Annotated in this window: 17 protein-coding genes; 13 read left to right on the forward strand and 4 right to left on the reverse strand. The window is 45.3% G+C overall.

Features of this window, described 5'->3' with window-relative positions; all coding sequences use genetic code 11:
• The first annotated feature begins 91 nt into the window (after nucleotides 1-91).
• The gene (locus QUA80_RS14660) at nucleotides 92-529 is read left to right on the forward strand and encodes a secondary thiamine-phosphate synthase enzyme YjbQ (RefSeq protein WP_333425606.1); all 438 of its coding nucleotides are present in this window, start codon (nucleotides 92-94) and stop codon (nucleotides 527-529) included.
• Here QUA80_RS14660 and QUA80_RS14665 read toward each other — a convergent pair.
• The gene (locus tag QUA80_RS14665; RefSeq protein ID WP_333425608.1) at nucleotides 495-1010 is read right to left on the reverse strand and encodes a heme-binding protein; all 516 of its coding nucleotides are present in this window, start codon (nucleotides 1008-1010) and stop codon (nucleotides 495-497) included. The two genes, QUA80_RS14660 and QUA80_RS14665, sit on opposite strands and share 35 nt — an antisense overlap.
• A gap of 420 nt (nucleotides 1011-1430) precedes the next feature.
• On the opposite strand from QUA80_RS14665, the gene QUA80_RS14670 reads away from it, so the two are divergent.
• Both QUA80_RS14670 and QUA80_RS14675 read left to right on the forward strand, forming a co-directional pair.
• Nucleotides 1431-2633 (forward strand): EAL domain-containing response regulator, encoded by a 1203-nt coding sequence (locus QUA80_RS14670; protein ID WP_333425609.1) that lies wholly within the window; start codon nucleotides 1431-1433, stop codon nucleotides 2631-2633.
• A gap of 53 nt (nucleotides 2634-2686) precedes the next feature.
• Entirely contained in the window at nucleotides 2687-3538 is an 852-nt protein-coding gene (locus tag QUA80_RS14675) for a prohibitin family protein (protein WP_445302237.1), read from the forward strand.
• Nucleotides 3539-3873: 335 nt separating this feature from the next.
• On the opposite strand, the gene QUA80_RS14680 is transcribed toward QUA80_RS14675, so the two are convergent.
• Nucleotides 3874-4806, reverse strand: a complete 933-nt coding sequence (locus QUA80_RS14680) for a LysR family transcriptional regulator (protein WP_333425613.1) — start codon at nucleotides 4804-4806, stop codon at nucleotides 3874-3876.
• Between the two features lie 387 nt (nucleotides 4807-5193).
• Between QUA80_RS14680 and QUA80_RS14685 the strand changes: the two genes are divergently transcribed.
• The 9 genes from QUA80_RS14685 to QUA80_RS14725 all read left to right on the forward strand — a co-directional run bounded on the left by QUA80_RS14685 (nucleotide 5194) and on the right by QUA80_RS14725 (nucleotide 12643).
• Nucleotides 5194-6699: an APC family permease gene (locus tag QUA80_RS14685; protein WP_333425615.1), complete on the forward strand. Its 1506-nt coding sequence runs from the start codon at nucleotides 5194-5196 to the stop codon at nucleotides 6697-6699.
• Between the two features lie 299 nt (nucleotides 6700-6998).
• Entirely contained in the window at nucleotides 6999-7703 is a 705-nt protein-coding gene (locus tag QUA80_RS14690) for a cadmium resistance transporter (RefSeq protein ID WP_333425617.1), read from the forward strand.
• Nucleotides 7704-7723: 20 nt separating this feature from the next.
• Nucleotides 7724-8374: a cadmium resistance transporter gene (locus tag QUA80_RS14695; protein ID WP_333425619.1), complete on the forward strand. Its 651-nt coding sequence runs from the start codon at nucleotides 7724-7726 to the stop codon at nucleotides 8372-8374.
• A 548-nt stretch (nucleotides 8375-8922) separates the two neighbouring features.
• On the forward strand, nucleotides 8923-9588 hold the full coding sequence (locus tag QUA80_RS14700) for a hypothetical protein (RefSeq protein WP_333425621.1): 666 nt from the start codon (nucleotides 8923-8925) through the stop codon (nucleotides 9586-9588).
• Nucleotides 9589-9732: 144 nt separating this feature from the next.
• Entirely contained in the window at nucleotides 9733-10155 is a 423-nt protein-coding gene (locus QUA80_RS14705) for a DUF202 domain-containing protein (RefSeq protein ID WP_333235994.1), read from the forward strand.
• A 39-nt stretch (nucleotides 10156-10194) separates the two neighbouring features.
• Nucleotides 10195-10617 carry a DUF202 domain-containing protein gene (locus QUA80_RS14710; protein WP_333425623.1) on the forward strand — a complete coding sequence of 141 codons (423 nt, stop codon included), beginning with the start codon at nucleotides 10195-10197 and terminating at the stop codon, nucleotides 10615-10617.
• Between the two features lie 18 nt (nucleotides 10618-10635).
• Nucleotides 10636-10872, forward strand: a complete 237-nt coding sequence (locus QUA80_RS14715; RefSeq protein WP_333425625.1) for a hypothetical protein — start codon at nucleotides 10636-10638, stop codon at nucleotides 10870-10872.
• 170 nt (nucleotides 10873-11042) lie between these two features.
• A complete protein-coding gene (locus QUA80_RS14720) occupies nucleotides 11043-11546 on the forward strand; it encodes a hypothetical protein (RefSeq protein ID WP_333425627.1) in 504 nt (167 codons plus the stop codon).
• Nucleotides 11547-11848: 302 nt separating this feature from the next.
• Complete coding sequence (locus tag QUA80_RS14725; RefSeq protein ID WP_333425629.1) at nucleotides 11849-12643, forward strand: sulfite exporter TauE/SafE family protein; 795 nt, start codon at nucleotides 11849-11851, stop codon at nucleotides 12641-12643.
• 227 nt (nucleotides 12644-12870) lie between these two features.
• Here QUA80_RS14725 and cysK read toward each other — a convergent pair whose 3' ends face one another.
• Both cysK and QUA80_RS14735 read right to left on the reverse strand, forming a co-directional pair.
• The gene (gene cysK, locus QUA80_RS14730) at nucleotides 12871-13851 is read right to left on the reverse strand and encodes a cysteine synthase A (protein ID WP_333425631.1); all 981 of its coding nucleotides are present in this window, start codon (nucleotides 13849-13851) and stop codon (nucleotides 12871-12873) included.
• 18 nt (nucleotides 13852-13869) lie between these two features.
• Nucleotides 13870-14307 carry an Rrf2 family transcriptional regulator gene (locus QUA80_RS14735; RefSeq protein ID WP_333425632.1) on the reverse strand — a complete coding sequence of 146 codons (438 nt, stop codon included), beginning with the start codon at nucleotides 14305-14307 and terminating at the stop codon, nucleotides 13870-13872.
• A 110-nt stretch (nucleotides 14308-14417) separates the two neighbouring features.
• Here QUA80_RS14735 and QUA80_RS14740 point away from each other — a divergent pair, with 110 nt between their 5' ends.
• Nucleotides 14418-14651 carry a hypothetical protein gene (locus tag QUA80_RS14740; RefSeq protein ID WP_333425634.1) on the forward strand — a complete coding sequence of 78 codons (234 nt, stop codon included), beginning with the start codon at nucleotides 14418-14420 and terminating at the stop codon, nucleotides 14649-14651.
• Nucleotides 14652-14909: the final 258 nt, after the last annotated feature.

The following is a 14909-nucleotide window of genomic DNA, read 5'->3' on the forward strand; positions in this document are numbered from 1 at the left end:
GCACAAACAAAGTCGGCGCAACGCCAGACTGAAGAGTCTTGCATCAGTCTCATCCAAAATCTAAAATCTAAAATCCAAAATCTAAAATCGAATGTCTCACTATCAACAGATCCTCAAAATTAAAACTACAGGGAAGTCTCTGTGCAACATCACTCCTAAGATAGAAGATGCGGTGGCGAATTCAGGTATTCAAACGGGACTTTGCAGCTTATTTTTGCGCCACACTTCTGCTAGTTTGGTGATTCAAGAAAATGCTGACCCCGATGTACTTAAGGATTTGGCTAACTTTTTGGCTAAACTGGTACCGGAGGACGATCGCTACATTCACGATGCAGAAGGCCCAGACGATATGCCGGCCCACATTCGCACTGCGCTGACTCATACTTCCGAACAAATCCCGATCGATCGCAGCAGGTTGCTGTTAGGAACTTGGCAGGGAATTTACCTGTGGGAACACCGCCAGCGGGGTCACATTCGCGAATTAGTTGTTCACGTCAGCGGCACTGGATCGGAATTTGTACCTCGCTGATTTTAGTTGCTTCCGGCGTCATCGGGGAATTGTAAAAGAAGCGGCGCGGCGGCCCGACTATTTCGTATTCGGGATGTTCTTGAAGCCAATCTTTGAGTTTCTGGAGGTTATTTTCGTAGCTTTCCCAAGTGTAGGCCCCGCGCACGCCGATGCTGACAACCGTCATCGGCGAAGTATCCGTGATTTCTACAGCGGAGTTAACGCTGCTGGGGGCGATATTTGGTGCGGGATAAAGGAACGAAACTTCTGCTTGGGGAACTGCATTCATTTCCCCAGAAGTTCCAGTGTAGCGCGCTTCTACTGGCGTTGTCATCGCAATTTGGTTGTTGCTGATGTGTTGAAATAAGGGATTGAAGGCGATGCCAGTTGCTTGTCGCAAATCGCCTGCGTGGGTGTAGGTGACAGCCCGGTACTGAGGATATTGCTTAACTTCTATGACCCCAATCTGTGCGGGTTCAGGGAATCCAGTAGGTAATACCATTTGAGATTTAAAAGTTTAGATTTTACGTTGAAGAATGGGGAAGACTGACTCCGCAAGGGTTTGGAACTTGCTTGCAGTTGCATTATTTTTGGCAACTGGTATAAATAGGCTGAGATTGTTTGCAGACAATCGTTCAGGTGGCACAATTAGTTTAGCAGTTATTTAAGGCGCTGCTAACTATCGATCGCCTAGAATTAGTTTAGAGATTATTAATTAACCTCGTAATAATACGGACGGCACTGACTAAGCAGAGAAAGATTAATCTAGTTGTGCTTGAAAAATTGGCGTTTTTCAGGCGTTTGCTATTTGTGTCGGAACATATTCCGCTGTTGGGCCGATCGATCTGTGCGTTCTCAGTTATTGAGACGCTTATCGGGTTCAGTAACGCCTATCAATTATACCGCTTTCAGGGAATGACGTATGAAAAAGATTCTAGTGATTGAGGACGAGCAACTAATTCGCGAGAATATTCTCAAACTCCTCAAAGCTGAAGGTTTCGACGTGACAGGTGCAGAAAATGGGGCACAAGGTTTATATGCGGCAGTGTCAAATCTTCCCGACGTGATTATTTGCGACGTGATGATGCCAGAACTTGACGGTTACGGGGTGCTGGTGGCCTTGCGATCGAATCCTCTTACTGCTACAGTACCTTTTGTTTTTCTCACCGGTAAAGCGAATCGCTCTGAAATGCGACAAGGTATGGAATTGGGAGCAGATGATTACCTGACTAAACCTTTTAGTAAAGCTGAACTTGTGGGAGCGATATCAAGCCGCTTGAAAAAACAAGAAGCTGTCGCCGAACAGTACAATAATTTGCGATGGCAAAACGGGGCCTTAACCCCAGATAGCGCCCACAAATTACAGCAGATAAAAACAAATTTGTGCAACGCCTTGGAACGTGAAGAATTCCAAGTTTACTATCAGCCGCAAATCAATGTCCAGACAGGTAAAATTATGAGCGCAGAAGCTTTAGTGCGCTGGCTGCATCCAGAAAAAGGGCTGATTTCGCCCGCAGAATTTATTCCCGATGCCGAAGAAACTGGCTTCATAATACAATTAGGCGAGTGGGTTTTGCAGACAGCTTGCAGGCAAATGCAAGTTTGGCACAATGCTGGTTTTTCGCTGCGGGTAGCGGTGAATCTGTCGCCGCGCCAATTTCACCAACCGGATCTGTGCAGCAGAGTTGCCCAAATTTTAGCAGAAACTGGTTTGGAACCGAGCAGTTTGGAATTAGAGCTGACAGAAAGTTTGATGGTAGAGGATGCCGAAAGTGCGATCGCTGCTTTGCAACAATTGAAAAATTTGGGAGTTTGTATATCTATTGACGATTTCGGAACCGGGTATTCTTCTTTAAGCTATTTGACGCAATACCCCTTCGATACTTTAAAAATCGACCGCTGTTTTATCAGCAATATCACCGATGGTTGCACAAATGCAGCGATTGTGAAAGCTATTATTGAAATGGCGCACAGTCTCTGTCTTGAGGTAATTGCCGAAGGAGTTGAAACCGAAGCAGAAAAAGATTTTCTCTGCCGTTACGAGTGCGATACAATGCAAGGATATCTGTTCAGTCCTCCTTTGGTGGCAGCGGATTTTGAACGGTTGCTGCTGGAAGGAAAATAGAAGAGCGGTTAAGTCAATATTTGTCCGATAATTAAGTGCGATCGGGGTGGAATATGGTTGGAGAATCCAGCAGTAACGTTGACTCACTCAAATCAAGCAATAAAAAATCTAAGGATGTTTATATAGCTGTTCAATTATCTATAGTGATAGTTTTTTTAGCTATTATGTCCAAATTTTTTGTTATTATCAACGCTGGAGAACGGGGCGTGATGATGCAGTTTGGTCAAGTGCAAGACCAGGTACTTGGAGAAGGAATTCACGTAATAGTTCCCATAGTTGATACTGTAAAAAAATTGAGCGTCAGGGTGCAAAAACAGGAAAGCTCCGCTGAAGCTTCCTCAAAAGATTTGCAAGATGTTTTCACAGATGTAGCGCTGAACTGGCACATTATCCCAGAAGAAGCTAATGCTATTTTTCAACAAATAGGTGACGAAAAACAAGTGGTAGATTGCATTATCGCTCCGGCAGTTGAAGAAGTATTAAAAGCAGTAATGGCAAAATACACGGCTGAAGAAATTATTACTAAACGGGGAGAAGTTAAAGCGGAAGTTGATAATTTTTTGACTTTGAGGCTGGTTACATATCACATTGCAGTTGACGATATTTCTTTAGTGCACGTTCACTTTTCTGAGCGGTTTAGCGATGCGGTGGAGGCGAAACAAATTGCCGAACAGGAAGCAAAAAAAGGGGAGTTTTTAGCGCTGAAGGCAGCAAAAGAGGCAGAGGCTAAAGTGAATTTAGCTAAAGGGGAAGCTGAAGTGCAAAGATTGCTGCGAAACAATTTGACTCCGGAACTGTTGCAAAGGCAAGCTATAGAAAAATGGAACGGGAAATTGCCGCTGATTGTTGGTGATGGGGGTAAAAATTTATTGGATGTGAAAAAACTATTGAACAGCGGTAATTAAGGTAATTAGATATCTCCCATAATTCTTGTGGAACAGGCATCCTGCCTGTTCAAAACTTGCTTTTTAGGAGATGTCTATTAAGTGGGGACACGGCACCGTGCCTTTCGTCGTGTCAACTTAACGTACAACCAATAGTCCGGCAAGGGTTGAAACCCCTGCCTCAAAGCTAAAGTCGTCTGAAGACGACTAATGAGTTCTTCAGTCCTCTTTGAGAGGACTTTAGCTATTAGACAGGGGTTTCAACCCCTGGCGGAGTGACGGGCGGACGGAAGGACTGGGCGGACTGACAGCTTAAGTTGACACTAATAGGCTCTTGGAGTGTCCCTACGCGGATCTTACGAATCCCCAGGAAATTGAATTAATATCTGTTCAAAAGCTTTAGTAATTCCTGTTTGAAAACGCTGTCGGTGCTTCAGTTTCAAAACGGGTTTAATTATTTCAAGACATACATTTGAACTTGCTTGGCTATCTATAATTTTAATCGATCGCAGTGTAGATAGCTGCAATTCTTTTTTTACCATCAATTCAGGAATAGCCGCGGCACCTGTGCCGCTTTCCACCACTGCTTTTACCATTTCGCTGCTGTTCAAAACTAAAGTTACATTCAATTCATGGGGATTAATGCCCCAACTTTGCAAAGCTTGTTCCAACATTTGCTGAACTCCAGAACCAGCTTCTCGCATCACCCAATCCGTTTGCACAATTTCCGTTAAACTCACCTCTGCACGTTCAAACCAAGGGTGAGATTTGCCAACAACAATCAGCAAGCGTTCGCTGCCTATAACTTCTTCTTCCAGAGTGTTCTTAAGCGAAGCTTTGATGTCTCCGGTCACTAAACCCAAATCAAATGTTCCCGTCGCCGTACCCGCACAAATTTCTTCGGCATTTGCAAGAGTACAGTTCACGCAAATACCGGGATATTGCTGTTTGAACTTGCTAATTTTATCAGGCAACCAATAATTGCCAATAGTCAGACTGCAACCCAATTTTAAATCGCCTCGCTGCAAGTCGTTCAACTCCCGCAAACCTCTCTCAGTCAAAGCAACTTGGTCGAGAATTTTCTGCGTTTCAACTTGCAGCAACTTCCCGGCTTCAGTAATTTCGATGTGGCGGCCGATGCGGTGAAATAGTTTTACTCCATATTGTGCCTCTAAGCTTTGGATTGCCGCACTGACAGCGGGCTGAGTGATGTAAAGTTCCTCCGCCGCGCGGCTGAAGTGCAGGTGTTCCGCGACAGCTAGAAAAACTCGCAGTTGGTCAAGCGTCATTCCGGCCATTCTGAGTGCCCCTTTACTAAATACAGTTATTTTTTGAAATTAAAATCTTTTGCGGCTTAACTTTGACTTGAACTTTTCGAGTCTCTGGTACAGGCTGGAATTGCCAAAAAAGCACGGTTGCCAGCCGGTAATTAATGTTTCCTTTTAACTTCAAGGGTTTGGGCTGGTGGCGACAGATAGGTCTCGTCTTCCAACAGTTCTTTTGCCGCGGCACAGCATCACTTGTATTTATTAATTCGATAAAAAAGACCATTTGATTTTACCTGTCAAGAGCCTTAAGGTGATACTTAAGCTTCTAATGCAGGGCCCGATGCTGAAACAGCACTGACAAGTTGAAGCCGATCGCCAAAAGTCGATCGACCAAAATAGAGAAGATAAATGACCAAGAAAACGAAAAAAAATCAGAGTGCACACGGCTTAAAGCCGGACTGCCTCTCCTTCGGGGAGGTTTTAGCTCAATCCTTTGCCGTTATTGCACCTACAACTATACCCGCATCTAATCTAGGGTTAATTGTCGCTCTTTCGGGTAACGGGACTTGGCTGAGCTTTCTCATCGGCTTGATAGGCCTAGTATTTGTCAGCATCAATATCAACCAATTTGCGAGTCGATCGGCTTCTGCTGGTTCTCTTTATTCTTACATTGTTAAAGGACTTGGCCCGACGGCCGGCGTAATTTGCGGCTGGAGTTTGGTACTGGCTTATCTATTTACTGGGATGTCAGTTTTGTGCGGTTTTGCCAACTTTACGGGTAGTTTCATCGGTCATTTAGGCATCCATCCGTCACCGATTACGCTGTTAGCGATCGGGGCGGGCGTTGCTTGGTATGCAGCTTATAAAGATATCCAACTTTCAGCTATGGCGATGCTGTGGCTGGAGGGGGCATCAGTGGCGGCAATTTTTATTTTGGGAATCATCATCTGGGCGCACAAAGGTTTTGCCCTGGATATGTCGCAATTAACTTTGGAAGGCGTAACTCCGGGGAACATAGCGACGGGACTTGTATTAGTAATGTTTGGTTTCTCAGGTTTTGAAAGTGCTACATCTCTGGGCGACGAAGCGAAAAAACCCTTAAAAAATATCCCCAGAGCTGTCATGGGCAGTGCTGTTATGGCAGGCTTATTCTTCATTCTGATGACCTATATTGAGGTTTTGGGTTTTAGCGGTACGGGAGTTTCTATTACTAATAGTGAAGAACCTCTGACTTTTCTATCGCAGCAAGTCGGCATGGGTTGGCTGGGAGAGTTAGTGGCTTTCGGCGCTTTATTTAGCTTTTTTGCTTGCGTCCTCGGCAGCATCAATCCAGCGGCGAGAGTGTTTTTTATGATGGCGCGGCACGGTTTGTTTCACTCTTCATTGGGTGTAGCGCATTCATCTAATAGAACTCCCCACGTTGCAGTAACGATGTGTACATTTCTGACATTTTTGGTTCCTGCTGCGATGTCTCTGTTTCACATCAAACTGTTCGATTGTATGGGTTATTTAGGAGCACTTTGCAGCTACGGATTTTTAACCGTGTACGTCTTAATTTCGATCGCAGCCCCGGTTTACCTGCACAAAATTGGTAAATTGCGCGTGCGGGATGTAGGGTTTTCGGCTGTGGCGATCGCATTTATGATGATTCCGATTGCGGGCAGTGTAGGCATTCCAGGCAGCACTATGTTCCCACCTCCAGAAGCTCCTTACGATGCGTTTCCTTACTTGTTCTTGATGTATTTGGTTGCTAGTTGCGGATGGTTTGTCTTGCAGCGGCGGCGTTCTCCTGAACTGGCGGGCTCGATGCAGCAGGGTATTGACGCAATTCATGCCAAGTTCGAGGAAGAAAATGCAATTTACGGCGGTGTTCGATTGAAAGCAGTACCGATCGACAACAACAGCTTTGATTAGTAATTCGTAGTCCGGCAGGGGTTTCAACCCCTGCCTCATAGCAAAAGTCCTCGCTATGAGGACTAAAGATGATTGATAATTTATTCGGCAGATGGCTGACAATTTATTCAACAGATGGCTAACAATTTATTCAGTCCTCTGAAGCGAGGACTTGAGCTTTGAGGCGGGGGTTTCAACCCCTGCCGGACTGCGGGATCGACGACCAACCCTAATGCGACATTGACTCTGATTTTATTCAACGATTTCTCCGCGAGAAAACCAGCCTAAAAACCGATCGCACAAATTAAGGAGACACAGAAATGAATGAATTACTAACAGCAATTTCTACTGCTATGACAGCTTTTACAGCTACGAATCTTGACGATATTCTGATTCTGCTGCTGTTTTTCTCGCAGGTGAATGCAGTATTTCGGCACAGGCATATCGTCTTCGGTCAGTATCTGGGCTTTAGTGCACTGGTTTTGGTTAGCCTTCCCGGCTTTTTTGGTCGCTTAATCTTTCCGCCAGATTGGATCGGAATGCTGGGTTTGCTGCCAATCGCGATCGGGCTCAGCCGCTTGCTGAATCCAGAAACTGACGATTCGGAAGCTGAGGCAGAATTAGAGCAATCTGAGAACTCTTTTTTTAGCAGTTTTCTGTCTCCTCAAACTTACAGCGTAGCAGCGGTGACGGTGGCAAATGGAGGCGACAATATCGGGATCTACGTGCCGCTTTTTGCTAGCAATACTTTAGAAAGTCTGGCGGGAATTCTAGCTGTATTCTTCGCGATGGTGGGCGTTTGGTGCTACGCTGCTTATCGGTTAATTAAGATGCGGGCGATCGCGGATACTTTGACTCGCTACGGCAATCAGCTTGTGCCTTTTGTTTTGATCGGATTGGGAATAACGATTCTGGTTAAAAGCGGCACTCTGGCAAGCCCAACTTTAAGTATAATATCTTTAGTCGGTTGCGCTTTCTGTTTGATAACTATGAGCAGAGGTAACGCCAGCGAAACAGAAGTTTAAAAAATTTGCAGGGACAGCACATGAATTGGATTGCAGCAGCGATTATTGCCGGAATGACATCTTTTGCCGCAACCAATATCGACGATATGGTGATTTCGATGCTGTTCTTCGCCCAGGTAAATGATTCTTTCCGCCCCCGGCATATCTTTGTCGGTAAGTACCTCGGATTTGCAGCGCTGATCGCTGCTAGTTTGCCCGGTTTTTTTGGCGGTTTAATTGTTCCGAAAGCTTGGATTGGCTTGCTGGGTTTGGTTCCGATCGCGATCGGCATCAGTCACTCAGTCAAGAGAGAAAATGAGGAAAACGACGTACAAGCGGTATCCGGCGAACTTAACCGCGAATCTAATTCACCTGTGTCAAAACTAGCAAATCTTTTCAACCCCCAAACTTTGAATGTGGCTGCGGTAACAGTGGCCAACGGGGGTGACAATATCGGCATTTATTTGCCGCTGTTTGCTAGCAGCGATTTGCCTAGATTGGTGGTGATTCTGGCAGTTTTCTCGGTGATGGTAGGTGTTTGGTCTTATGCTGCTTACCGGTTAACTCGCCAAAGGGCGATCGCCCCTATTTTGACTCGCTATACCAAGGCTGTTGTCCCTTTTGTCTTGATTGGTTTGGGAATATTCATCCTGATTGAAAGCGGTAGTTATCGGCTGCTCCCGCTATTTTAATTTAACTAATGATTGGCCAAATTTCCGCTACTTTCATCCCTCTATAGGTAGATAACTTGCTATAAGTCACAAGTCCTAACTCATCACTTTTTCCTTAACAATTGTTTGCTTAAATTTTGCGTTAAAGAGCTTGAAATTTATGAACAAATATGCTAAGTTAATAATGAAGTAAGTGACCAAGCTAAAAGCAGCTTCAAACTAATTTAGCCTCAAGTATTCACGCAAGTTGACACCATCTTTTGAGCTAGCAAATTGCCAGAATTAGGCAAGAATATACCTATCTTTTCAATAAATTATGTAGTGGTGAATCAAACTCAGCTAAAAGCTTGAGGAGGAATCCATAAAATATCTCCCGAACACTTCGCCACTACCCCACGCCGCTCGAATTTGACAAGAGGTCTAATCCTAAAAAACTAGATTTTTCGATTCTGCCAAATTGGGTTTTTCCGGCAAACCAGTTAAAGATAGTTCGTTTTTGCCTAAGTCCTCAAATAGCAAGCAAACAGAAAGTTGAAAAAAACCTGACAATCTAGAAAAGGAGAAACATTGTGAAAATCTTCAAATTTGTTTTAGTGCTGTTGGTAATGACCGCCAATTTAGTATTCGTTCCCCCATCCTGGGCCGATGCTCCAAAAACGCCGAAATATGCAAGCAATCCCGACTACATAGAGGTGACTGAAGCTCTGAACACTTTCAAGGCAGCGAAAGACGCACCCAATCTCGCCGAGACTTATACCCCCGAGCAACTTCAGCAAAAAATCTCTCAATTGGAGTTTCAAAAATACACTTTAGAAACTGGAAAACCTTGGGGTCAGTGCCGCAACGAGACAGGAAAAACCCTGGCTGTCTACGGCCCGAAACGCAAAAAAGCACCTTCTTCTTCTTACGAGAATGCTCTTTATTTTCTAGCTGACGGTCAAACAACTGAACATAAATGGGATTGCGATGGAATTTATCTACCCAGCGATATCAAAGCAACCGATTTAAGAACGACAGATCGACCTTCAGAAGAATTGACCGGCGGTCTAGCTGTTAAGATAGTTGACGGAACTCAACTTGTAGCGAGAGCTAATCCCGATACGGGGGCTGTAGAATTCAACGTTCCTACTGCTAAAGTTTTCAAGCCCGGAGATGCGAATTGGTTTGTTCCTGACGTGACTCAGACTTACATAGATACGCAAGTTCCCAACGCACCTACTGAGGAAAATGATTAGTTTTGGTGTAGTTGTAATGCGATCGGCGGTGTAGAGATCGTGCAACGCAAAATCCCGCCGGGATCGCTCCCGGCGGATAATCGTCCCAGCGAAAGTATATCGGTTTACCTTCATATTTGGAGTTAATATTAAAAGGTTGCATCTATGCTATTAAATTGGAAATCCACGAAATTAAATACAGAAAAGATTAAGCGACCAAATCCGTCGCGGGTGCGGGATCACTTGGCAAACGAGCGCACTTATTTAGCATGGATGCGGACAGCAATATCGCTGATGGGTTTTGGCGTAGTTATCGTGCGCCTTCGCGCCTTCCATCCCCCTCTGCTGCCAACTCCAGGCAACGGTTGGAAGTTGGGTTTGCTTTTTTCAACAGTGGGTTTGCTGACTGTGCTCTTATCAACTAAGCACTACTTCGGCGTCCGCCACGATATCGATTACGATACTTATGAACCTACCGATCGCTGGGTAATTCTTTTCAGCCTCGCGATCGCCATCCTAGGGGCTGGGGTAATTTATTATATGTTCACCATTCCTTCTAGCTTAGAAGGTTTGATGGCACCTGAATAATGAGGCGAGTTTTATATTAATCTTAAAGAGTTCGATCGCGTGCAATTATCGTTCAAACCGATGCAAGTAGATGATGAGAAACCACAGCAGCAAAATCTGTCGCGGGCGATCGATCGATCGGCAAATGAACGCACCTTCTTAGCATGGATGCGGGCCGCTATGGCACTCATGGCTTTTGGCGTCGTCATCATCCGGCTTCGCGTCGTGCAAATGCCCGTACATTACCGCGAGGCGATGGGGTGGAAGTTGGGTTTAATCTTCTCTCTAATAGGTTGGGCGACAGTCTTAATCTCAACTGTGCACTACTTCACCGTTCGCCACCAAATTGACAGCGATACCTACAATCCCCCAGACGGCATGGTTTTATTTTTCAGTTTTGCTGTGGGCTTATTGGGAATTGGAGTAATTTATTCGATTTTGGCAGTCGCCCTGGGCCCAAGTAGTCTTGTAATACCCGATTGATTTTGACAGGAGTTAACCATGAACAGCGAAACAGTTGCCACGATCGCTTCCATTCTGATCTTAGGTGCTGCTATCTGGGCAGCATTCGCAGTGCTGGAGACTGTCGCGAAAATAGTCCCTAAATTGCTCGGCGTGACAGTCGCGATCGGGCTTTTGCTGGTTTACCTGCAATTTTACTGGGGTATCGACACTTCATATCTCTGGCAAACTGTCAAGCATTTGCCTCAAACTTTCAATTTCTCGATCGGCGCATAAAATAGCACCTGTCAGCATTCTCAACAACCTCTCCCGGATAGATATTTTTATACCGGGAAAAAACTAAATTGAGCCGACTCAACAAAATACGGTAACTCGATTGACTTACTAGACATAGTTCTGCCGGGATGCTAAACTACGGTAAGTCGATCGAGTTATGAGCTATTAACGTGGAAAACGCTAAAAAAGTCAGTCAAGAGTACCAGCTTGCAGGACAACTGACCCAACAGTTGCCAGAAGCTAAGGGCTTTAAGGAAATCTGGTTTAAAAAAATCAGAGGCGGGTTGCTTCTGGCAATTGGATATTTGCTATCACCGCTGTGTTGGTGGAACGACATATTTTTCAATCTGCCAATTGCCTACGCCTTTGGGTATATCTGTAGTGGGCTTTCCCCAGATTTACTGTTGCCTGGCACAATTGTCGGCTACTGGCTTTCCAATATTGTTGGAATTCTGTTGATGCAATTCGGGGCTGTAGATGTTTTTGCAGACAAACCCAAGGAAAAAAACCTCAAAAAAGAGTTATTGACGGGTTTAGTTTCCTCAACCGCCTTCACAATTGTCGTTGTGGCATTGATTCATTTTAATGTTCTCGATACTCCCGATTTTTTTTCCGGCCAGCAGTCGGTTAACCTGAGATCGGTTTTACCTGTGACGATAGTCACTTCAAGGTAAAAAGCAGAATCTAAACCATCAAGGAATCGAAGATTTTTAATCAGTTACACAGGTAGATTTAATCAAATCAGGGAGCTTTTACACTACAATTTTTGTAGCTTTGTTTATTTGCCTTTACTCACTTTCACCAAAATTTTTGTAGCTGAACGCGCGGTAAGTCTCAAGCGTTGAATAGCAAAAGTCCCGGTTAGAAATATTGAAATGCGAGTAATACTTTGCCTGTGTAGCTGTGTTGCCAAAGTCGCGCCAGTTATCTATTTGTTGGTTGGCAGCGCTTAATTACACAGTTTTTGGGCATAACCGTGAACTACTTATTACTATCCTTTCTCAGCTTTTTTGTGGGCATTATCGTTGGTTTGACCGGAGTTGGCGGAGCCTCGCTCATCACCCCAATGTTAATTTTTGTTTTCCAAATTCCAGCATCAATTGCTATTAGTTCGGATGTCGTAGCTGCTACACTGATGAAAGTTGTTGGCGGCTTCAAACACTGGCAGCAAAAAACCCTCGACTTGCAAGTAGTTAAGTGGCTGGCTTTGGGTAGCGTACCCGGTTCGCTGGCTGGGGTGTGGCTTTTACACTGCATCAAGTGCAGCGGAAATCCGAACTTAGAGTGCATTTTACTGCGCTGTCTGGGACTGGCGATCGCCCTAATTGTCGCTTTATCGCTGACCCAATTAGTTCTCAAAACATTTTTCCCTAATTTTAAATTGCCTGCACCCCCCGAATGGGACTTAAATACTAATTACGGCCGTATTTGTACTGTGAGTGCGGCAGCAATTTTAGGCTGCATAGTGGGAATCACTAGCGTGTCTTCCGGTGCGATGTTTGCACTGCTGCTGATTGCTTTTTTCCGCCTGGATACTTCTAAATTGGTGGGTACAGATATTTCGCAGGCGGCCATTTTGTTGATGTTTACATCTCTGGGACACCTCAGCCTCGGAACAGTAGACTGGAGTTTAGTTTTGCCAATTTGGTTGGGTTCGGTGCCGGGAGTTTTGGTAGGGGCTAAATTCTGCAAAATTATGCCTCAACGCCCGCTGAAGTTTGTGATTTACGGAATGTTGGCGATGGCTAGTTGGAAGTTGTATCAAGTCTGAAAGGTAGGGGTAGTGCGCCGCCCATTGGTGTCAACAATCCCCTACAAACTTTTGTATATCTTGTTTATAGCAGAGTCTAGATCCCCCTAAATCCCCCTTAAAAAGGGGGACTTTGAGAAGAATCTTTTCCCCCCTTTATTAAGGGGGGTGAGGGGGGATCGAGACTTCGATATAACAAGAGAGACGGTCGGTTTGACGTTAAGTTGTCACCAAGCCCCTACTACGTATTAATAATTGCTGACTAATGCTTCGAGTTCGCTGACTGTCGGCAATTCTAAGTCTTTGAACAAGACTGTACTGAGGTAGCGTTCGCCGTAAGAAGGCTGCACAAAAACTATCAATTTTCCTGCATTTTCGGGACGCTTGCCGACTTGAACTGCGGCACACAAAGCGGCGCCTGCTGAAATTCCTGATAACAATCCTTCTTCTCTGGCAAGCCGACGGCTGTAGGCGATCGCATCTGCGTCGCTAACTGCGATCGCCTCATCAATTAACTCTAGTTTCAACACTTCCGGGATGAATCCTGCGCCAATCCCTTGAATTTTGTGAGCACCAGATTTTCCTCCAGAAAGGACGGGGCTGCTGGCTGGTTCAACTGCGATCGCCTTAAAACTCGGTTTCCGCTGTTTAATTACCTCAGCAACTCCAGTAATCGTACCGCCGGTGCCAACTCCAGCCACTAAAAAATCTACTTTACCCTCTGTATCTTCCCAAATTTCCTCGGCCGTCGTTGCCCGGTGAATTTTCGGATTAGCGGGGTTGCGAAACTGTTGCAGCATGAAAGCGTCGGGGGTTTCTTCTACAATTTCTTCCGCCCGGGCGATCGCGCTTAACATCCCTTCATGTCCCGGAGTTAATTCCAACCGAGCTCCGTAAGCTTTCAGCATCGATCGGCGCTCTAAACTCATCGTATCCGGCATTGTTAAAATCAGACTGTAGCCTTTTGCCGCCGCGATCATTGCCAAAGCAATTCCAGTATTGCCTGAAGTCGGTTCAACTAAAATAGTTTTCCCCGGTTGAATTAACCCCGCATCTTCTGCCGCCTGAATCATGCTGGCAGCAATCCGATCTTTCACCGACGCAGCCGGATTCATCCCTTCCAATTTAGCCACAATTTGAGCAACTACTCCTTCGGCTTGCGGAATTTTATTGAGCTGAACTAAAGGAGTTTTGCCAATTATTTCTGTAACATCCTTAGCAATTCTCATGGCTTAATTTCTCTCCAGTTAAATGTAGTACATGGGATGTGCTTGTTTGCGAACATCCCGCTGTTCGCACAAATCTTGTAATGTGTATTTGCCCAAAACCTCCCAAGATGCCTGTTGAGCTTCCTGCCAGATTTCTAGCACCGCAGTTTTTTCTATTGTTACAGATTCCGAAACTTTTTGAGTCTGGCTGCTGCCCTCGCCTTCGAGTGTCGAAAACACCTCTAGCAAAGTAATCTGCCAAGGCTCTTTCGCCAGCAAATAACCGCCTTTAGCACCCCGCAAACTTTGGACAATACTTGCACGCCGCAGCACGGCAAGAATTTGGTCTAGATAGCGTTCCGGTATCTCTTGAGAAGCAGTAATTTCGTTCACTGTTAGAGGCGAATCCTTCGGGTGGTGGCTCGCCAGTTCCAAGAGCGCTAACAGCGCATATTCTACTCTAGAAGATAGTTCCACATTCCCCACTGGCGATCGAGTTTAAATTGTAGATTATATCATAGTACACAATCCCGGTAGATGTACAGGTGTTAATATATTTTTATTACAAAAATGGTTGGAGAAATCCCGTGAGCAACGTAAATGTAGGTTTAAGTTGTCGGCACTGTCGGTATTACGAGCAGCACGGGCACAGGGGCGGAAACTGCCAGATGCTCGGCGTGGCGGTACAGGGTGGCTGGAAAGCTTGCCCCTTCTTGGTTCCGCCCTTTGCACCGTCTTGGGAATACCCAGAAGCGGGTAGATCCCGAAAGTCTCAAATGTTTCAGGGAGCGAGTATTTTACAAGCAATACCCCCGCCTTAAAGTAACTGCTAAGTAGGTAGGCGGATATATGGTGTGTCATCGTTAAGTTGATTCATACTGAGATATTGCACCATTGTCAGTAGCCTGTAGGAGCGGGTTCGCCAACAGTTTTAAAGCTTGCAGATAGGTTACATAAACCCGCCCTCCCCCACTCAGTTCATAGTCACCTACTTGGCTGCAGTCAACAGGTGCGAGATATCGCATCTGTTGGCAGCCAGAAGAAAGGAATCAAGAGAAAGAAAAAAGCAAGGGCGATCG

Source organism: Microcoleus sp. F4-D5, assembly GCF_036704885.1.
Lineage (GTDB): Bacteria > Cyanobacteriota > Cyanobacteriia > Cyanobacteriales > Microcoleaceae > Microcoleus.

Coding starts and splice junctions, on each gene's coding strand:
- QUA80_RS14680 (WP_333425613.1), bottom strand. CDS start 4,806: ATGACGCTTGACCAACTGCGAGTTTTTCTAGCTGTCGCGGAACACCTG.
- QUA80_RS14705 (WP_333235994.1), top strand. CDS start 9,733: ATGCTATTAAATTGGAAATCCACGAAATTAAATACAGAAAAGATTAAG.
- QUA80_RS14670 (WP_333425609.1), top strand. CDS start 1,431: ATGAAAAAGATTCTAGTGATTGAGGACGAGCAACTAATTCGCGAGAAT.
- QUA80_RS14695 (WP_333425619.1), top strand. CDS start 7,724: ATGAATTGGATTGCAGCAGCGATTATTGCCGGAATGACATCTTTTGCC.
- QUA80_RS14685 (WP_333425615.1), top strand. CDS start 5,194: ATGACCAAGAAAACGAAAAAAAATCAGAGTGCACACGGCTTAAAGCCG.
- QUA80_RS14715 (WP_333425625.1), top strand. CDS start 10,636: ATGAACAGCGAAACAGTTGCCACGATCGCTTCCATTCTGATCTTAGGT.
- QUA80_RS14665 (WP_333425608.1), bottom strand. CDS start 1,010: ATGGTATTACCTACTGGATTCCCTGAACCCGCACAGATTGGGGTCATA.
- cysK (WP_333425631.1), bottom strand. CDS start 13,851: ATGAGAATTGCTAAGGATGTTACAGAAATAATTGGCAAAACTCCTTTA.
- QUA80_RS14660 (WP_333425606.1), top strand. CDS start 92: ATGTCTCACTATCAACAGATCCTCAAAATTAAAACTACAGGGAAGTCT.
- QUA80_RS14675 (WP_445302237.1), top strand. CDS start 2,687: ATGGTTGGAGAATCCAGCAGTAACGTTGACTCACTCAAATCAAGCAAT.
- QUA80_RS14690 (WP_333425617.1), top strand. CDS start 6,999: ATGAATGAATTACTAACAGCAATTTCTACTGCTATGACAGCTTTTACA.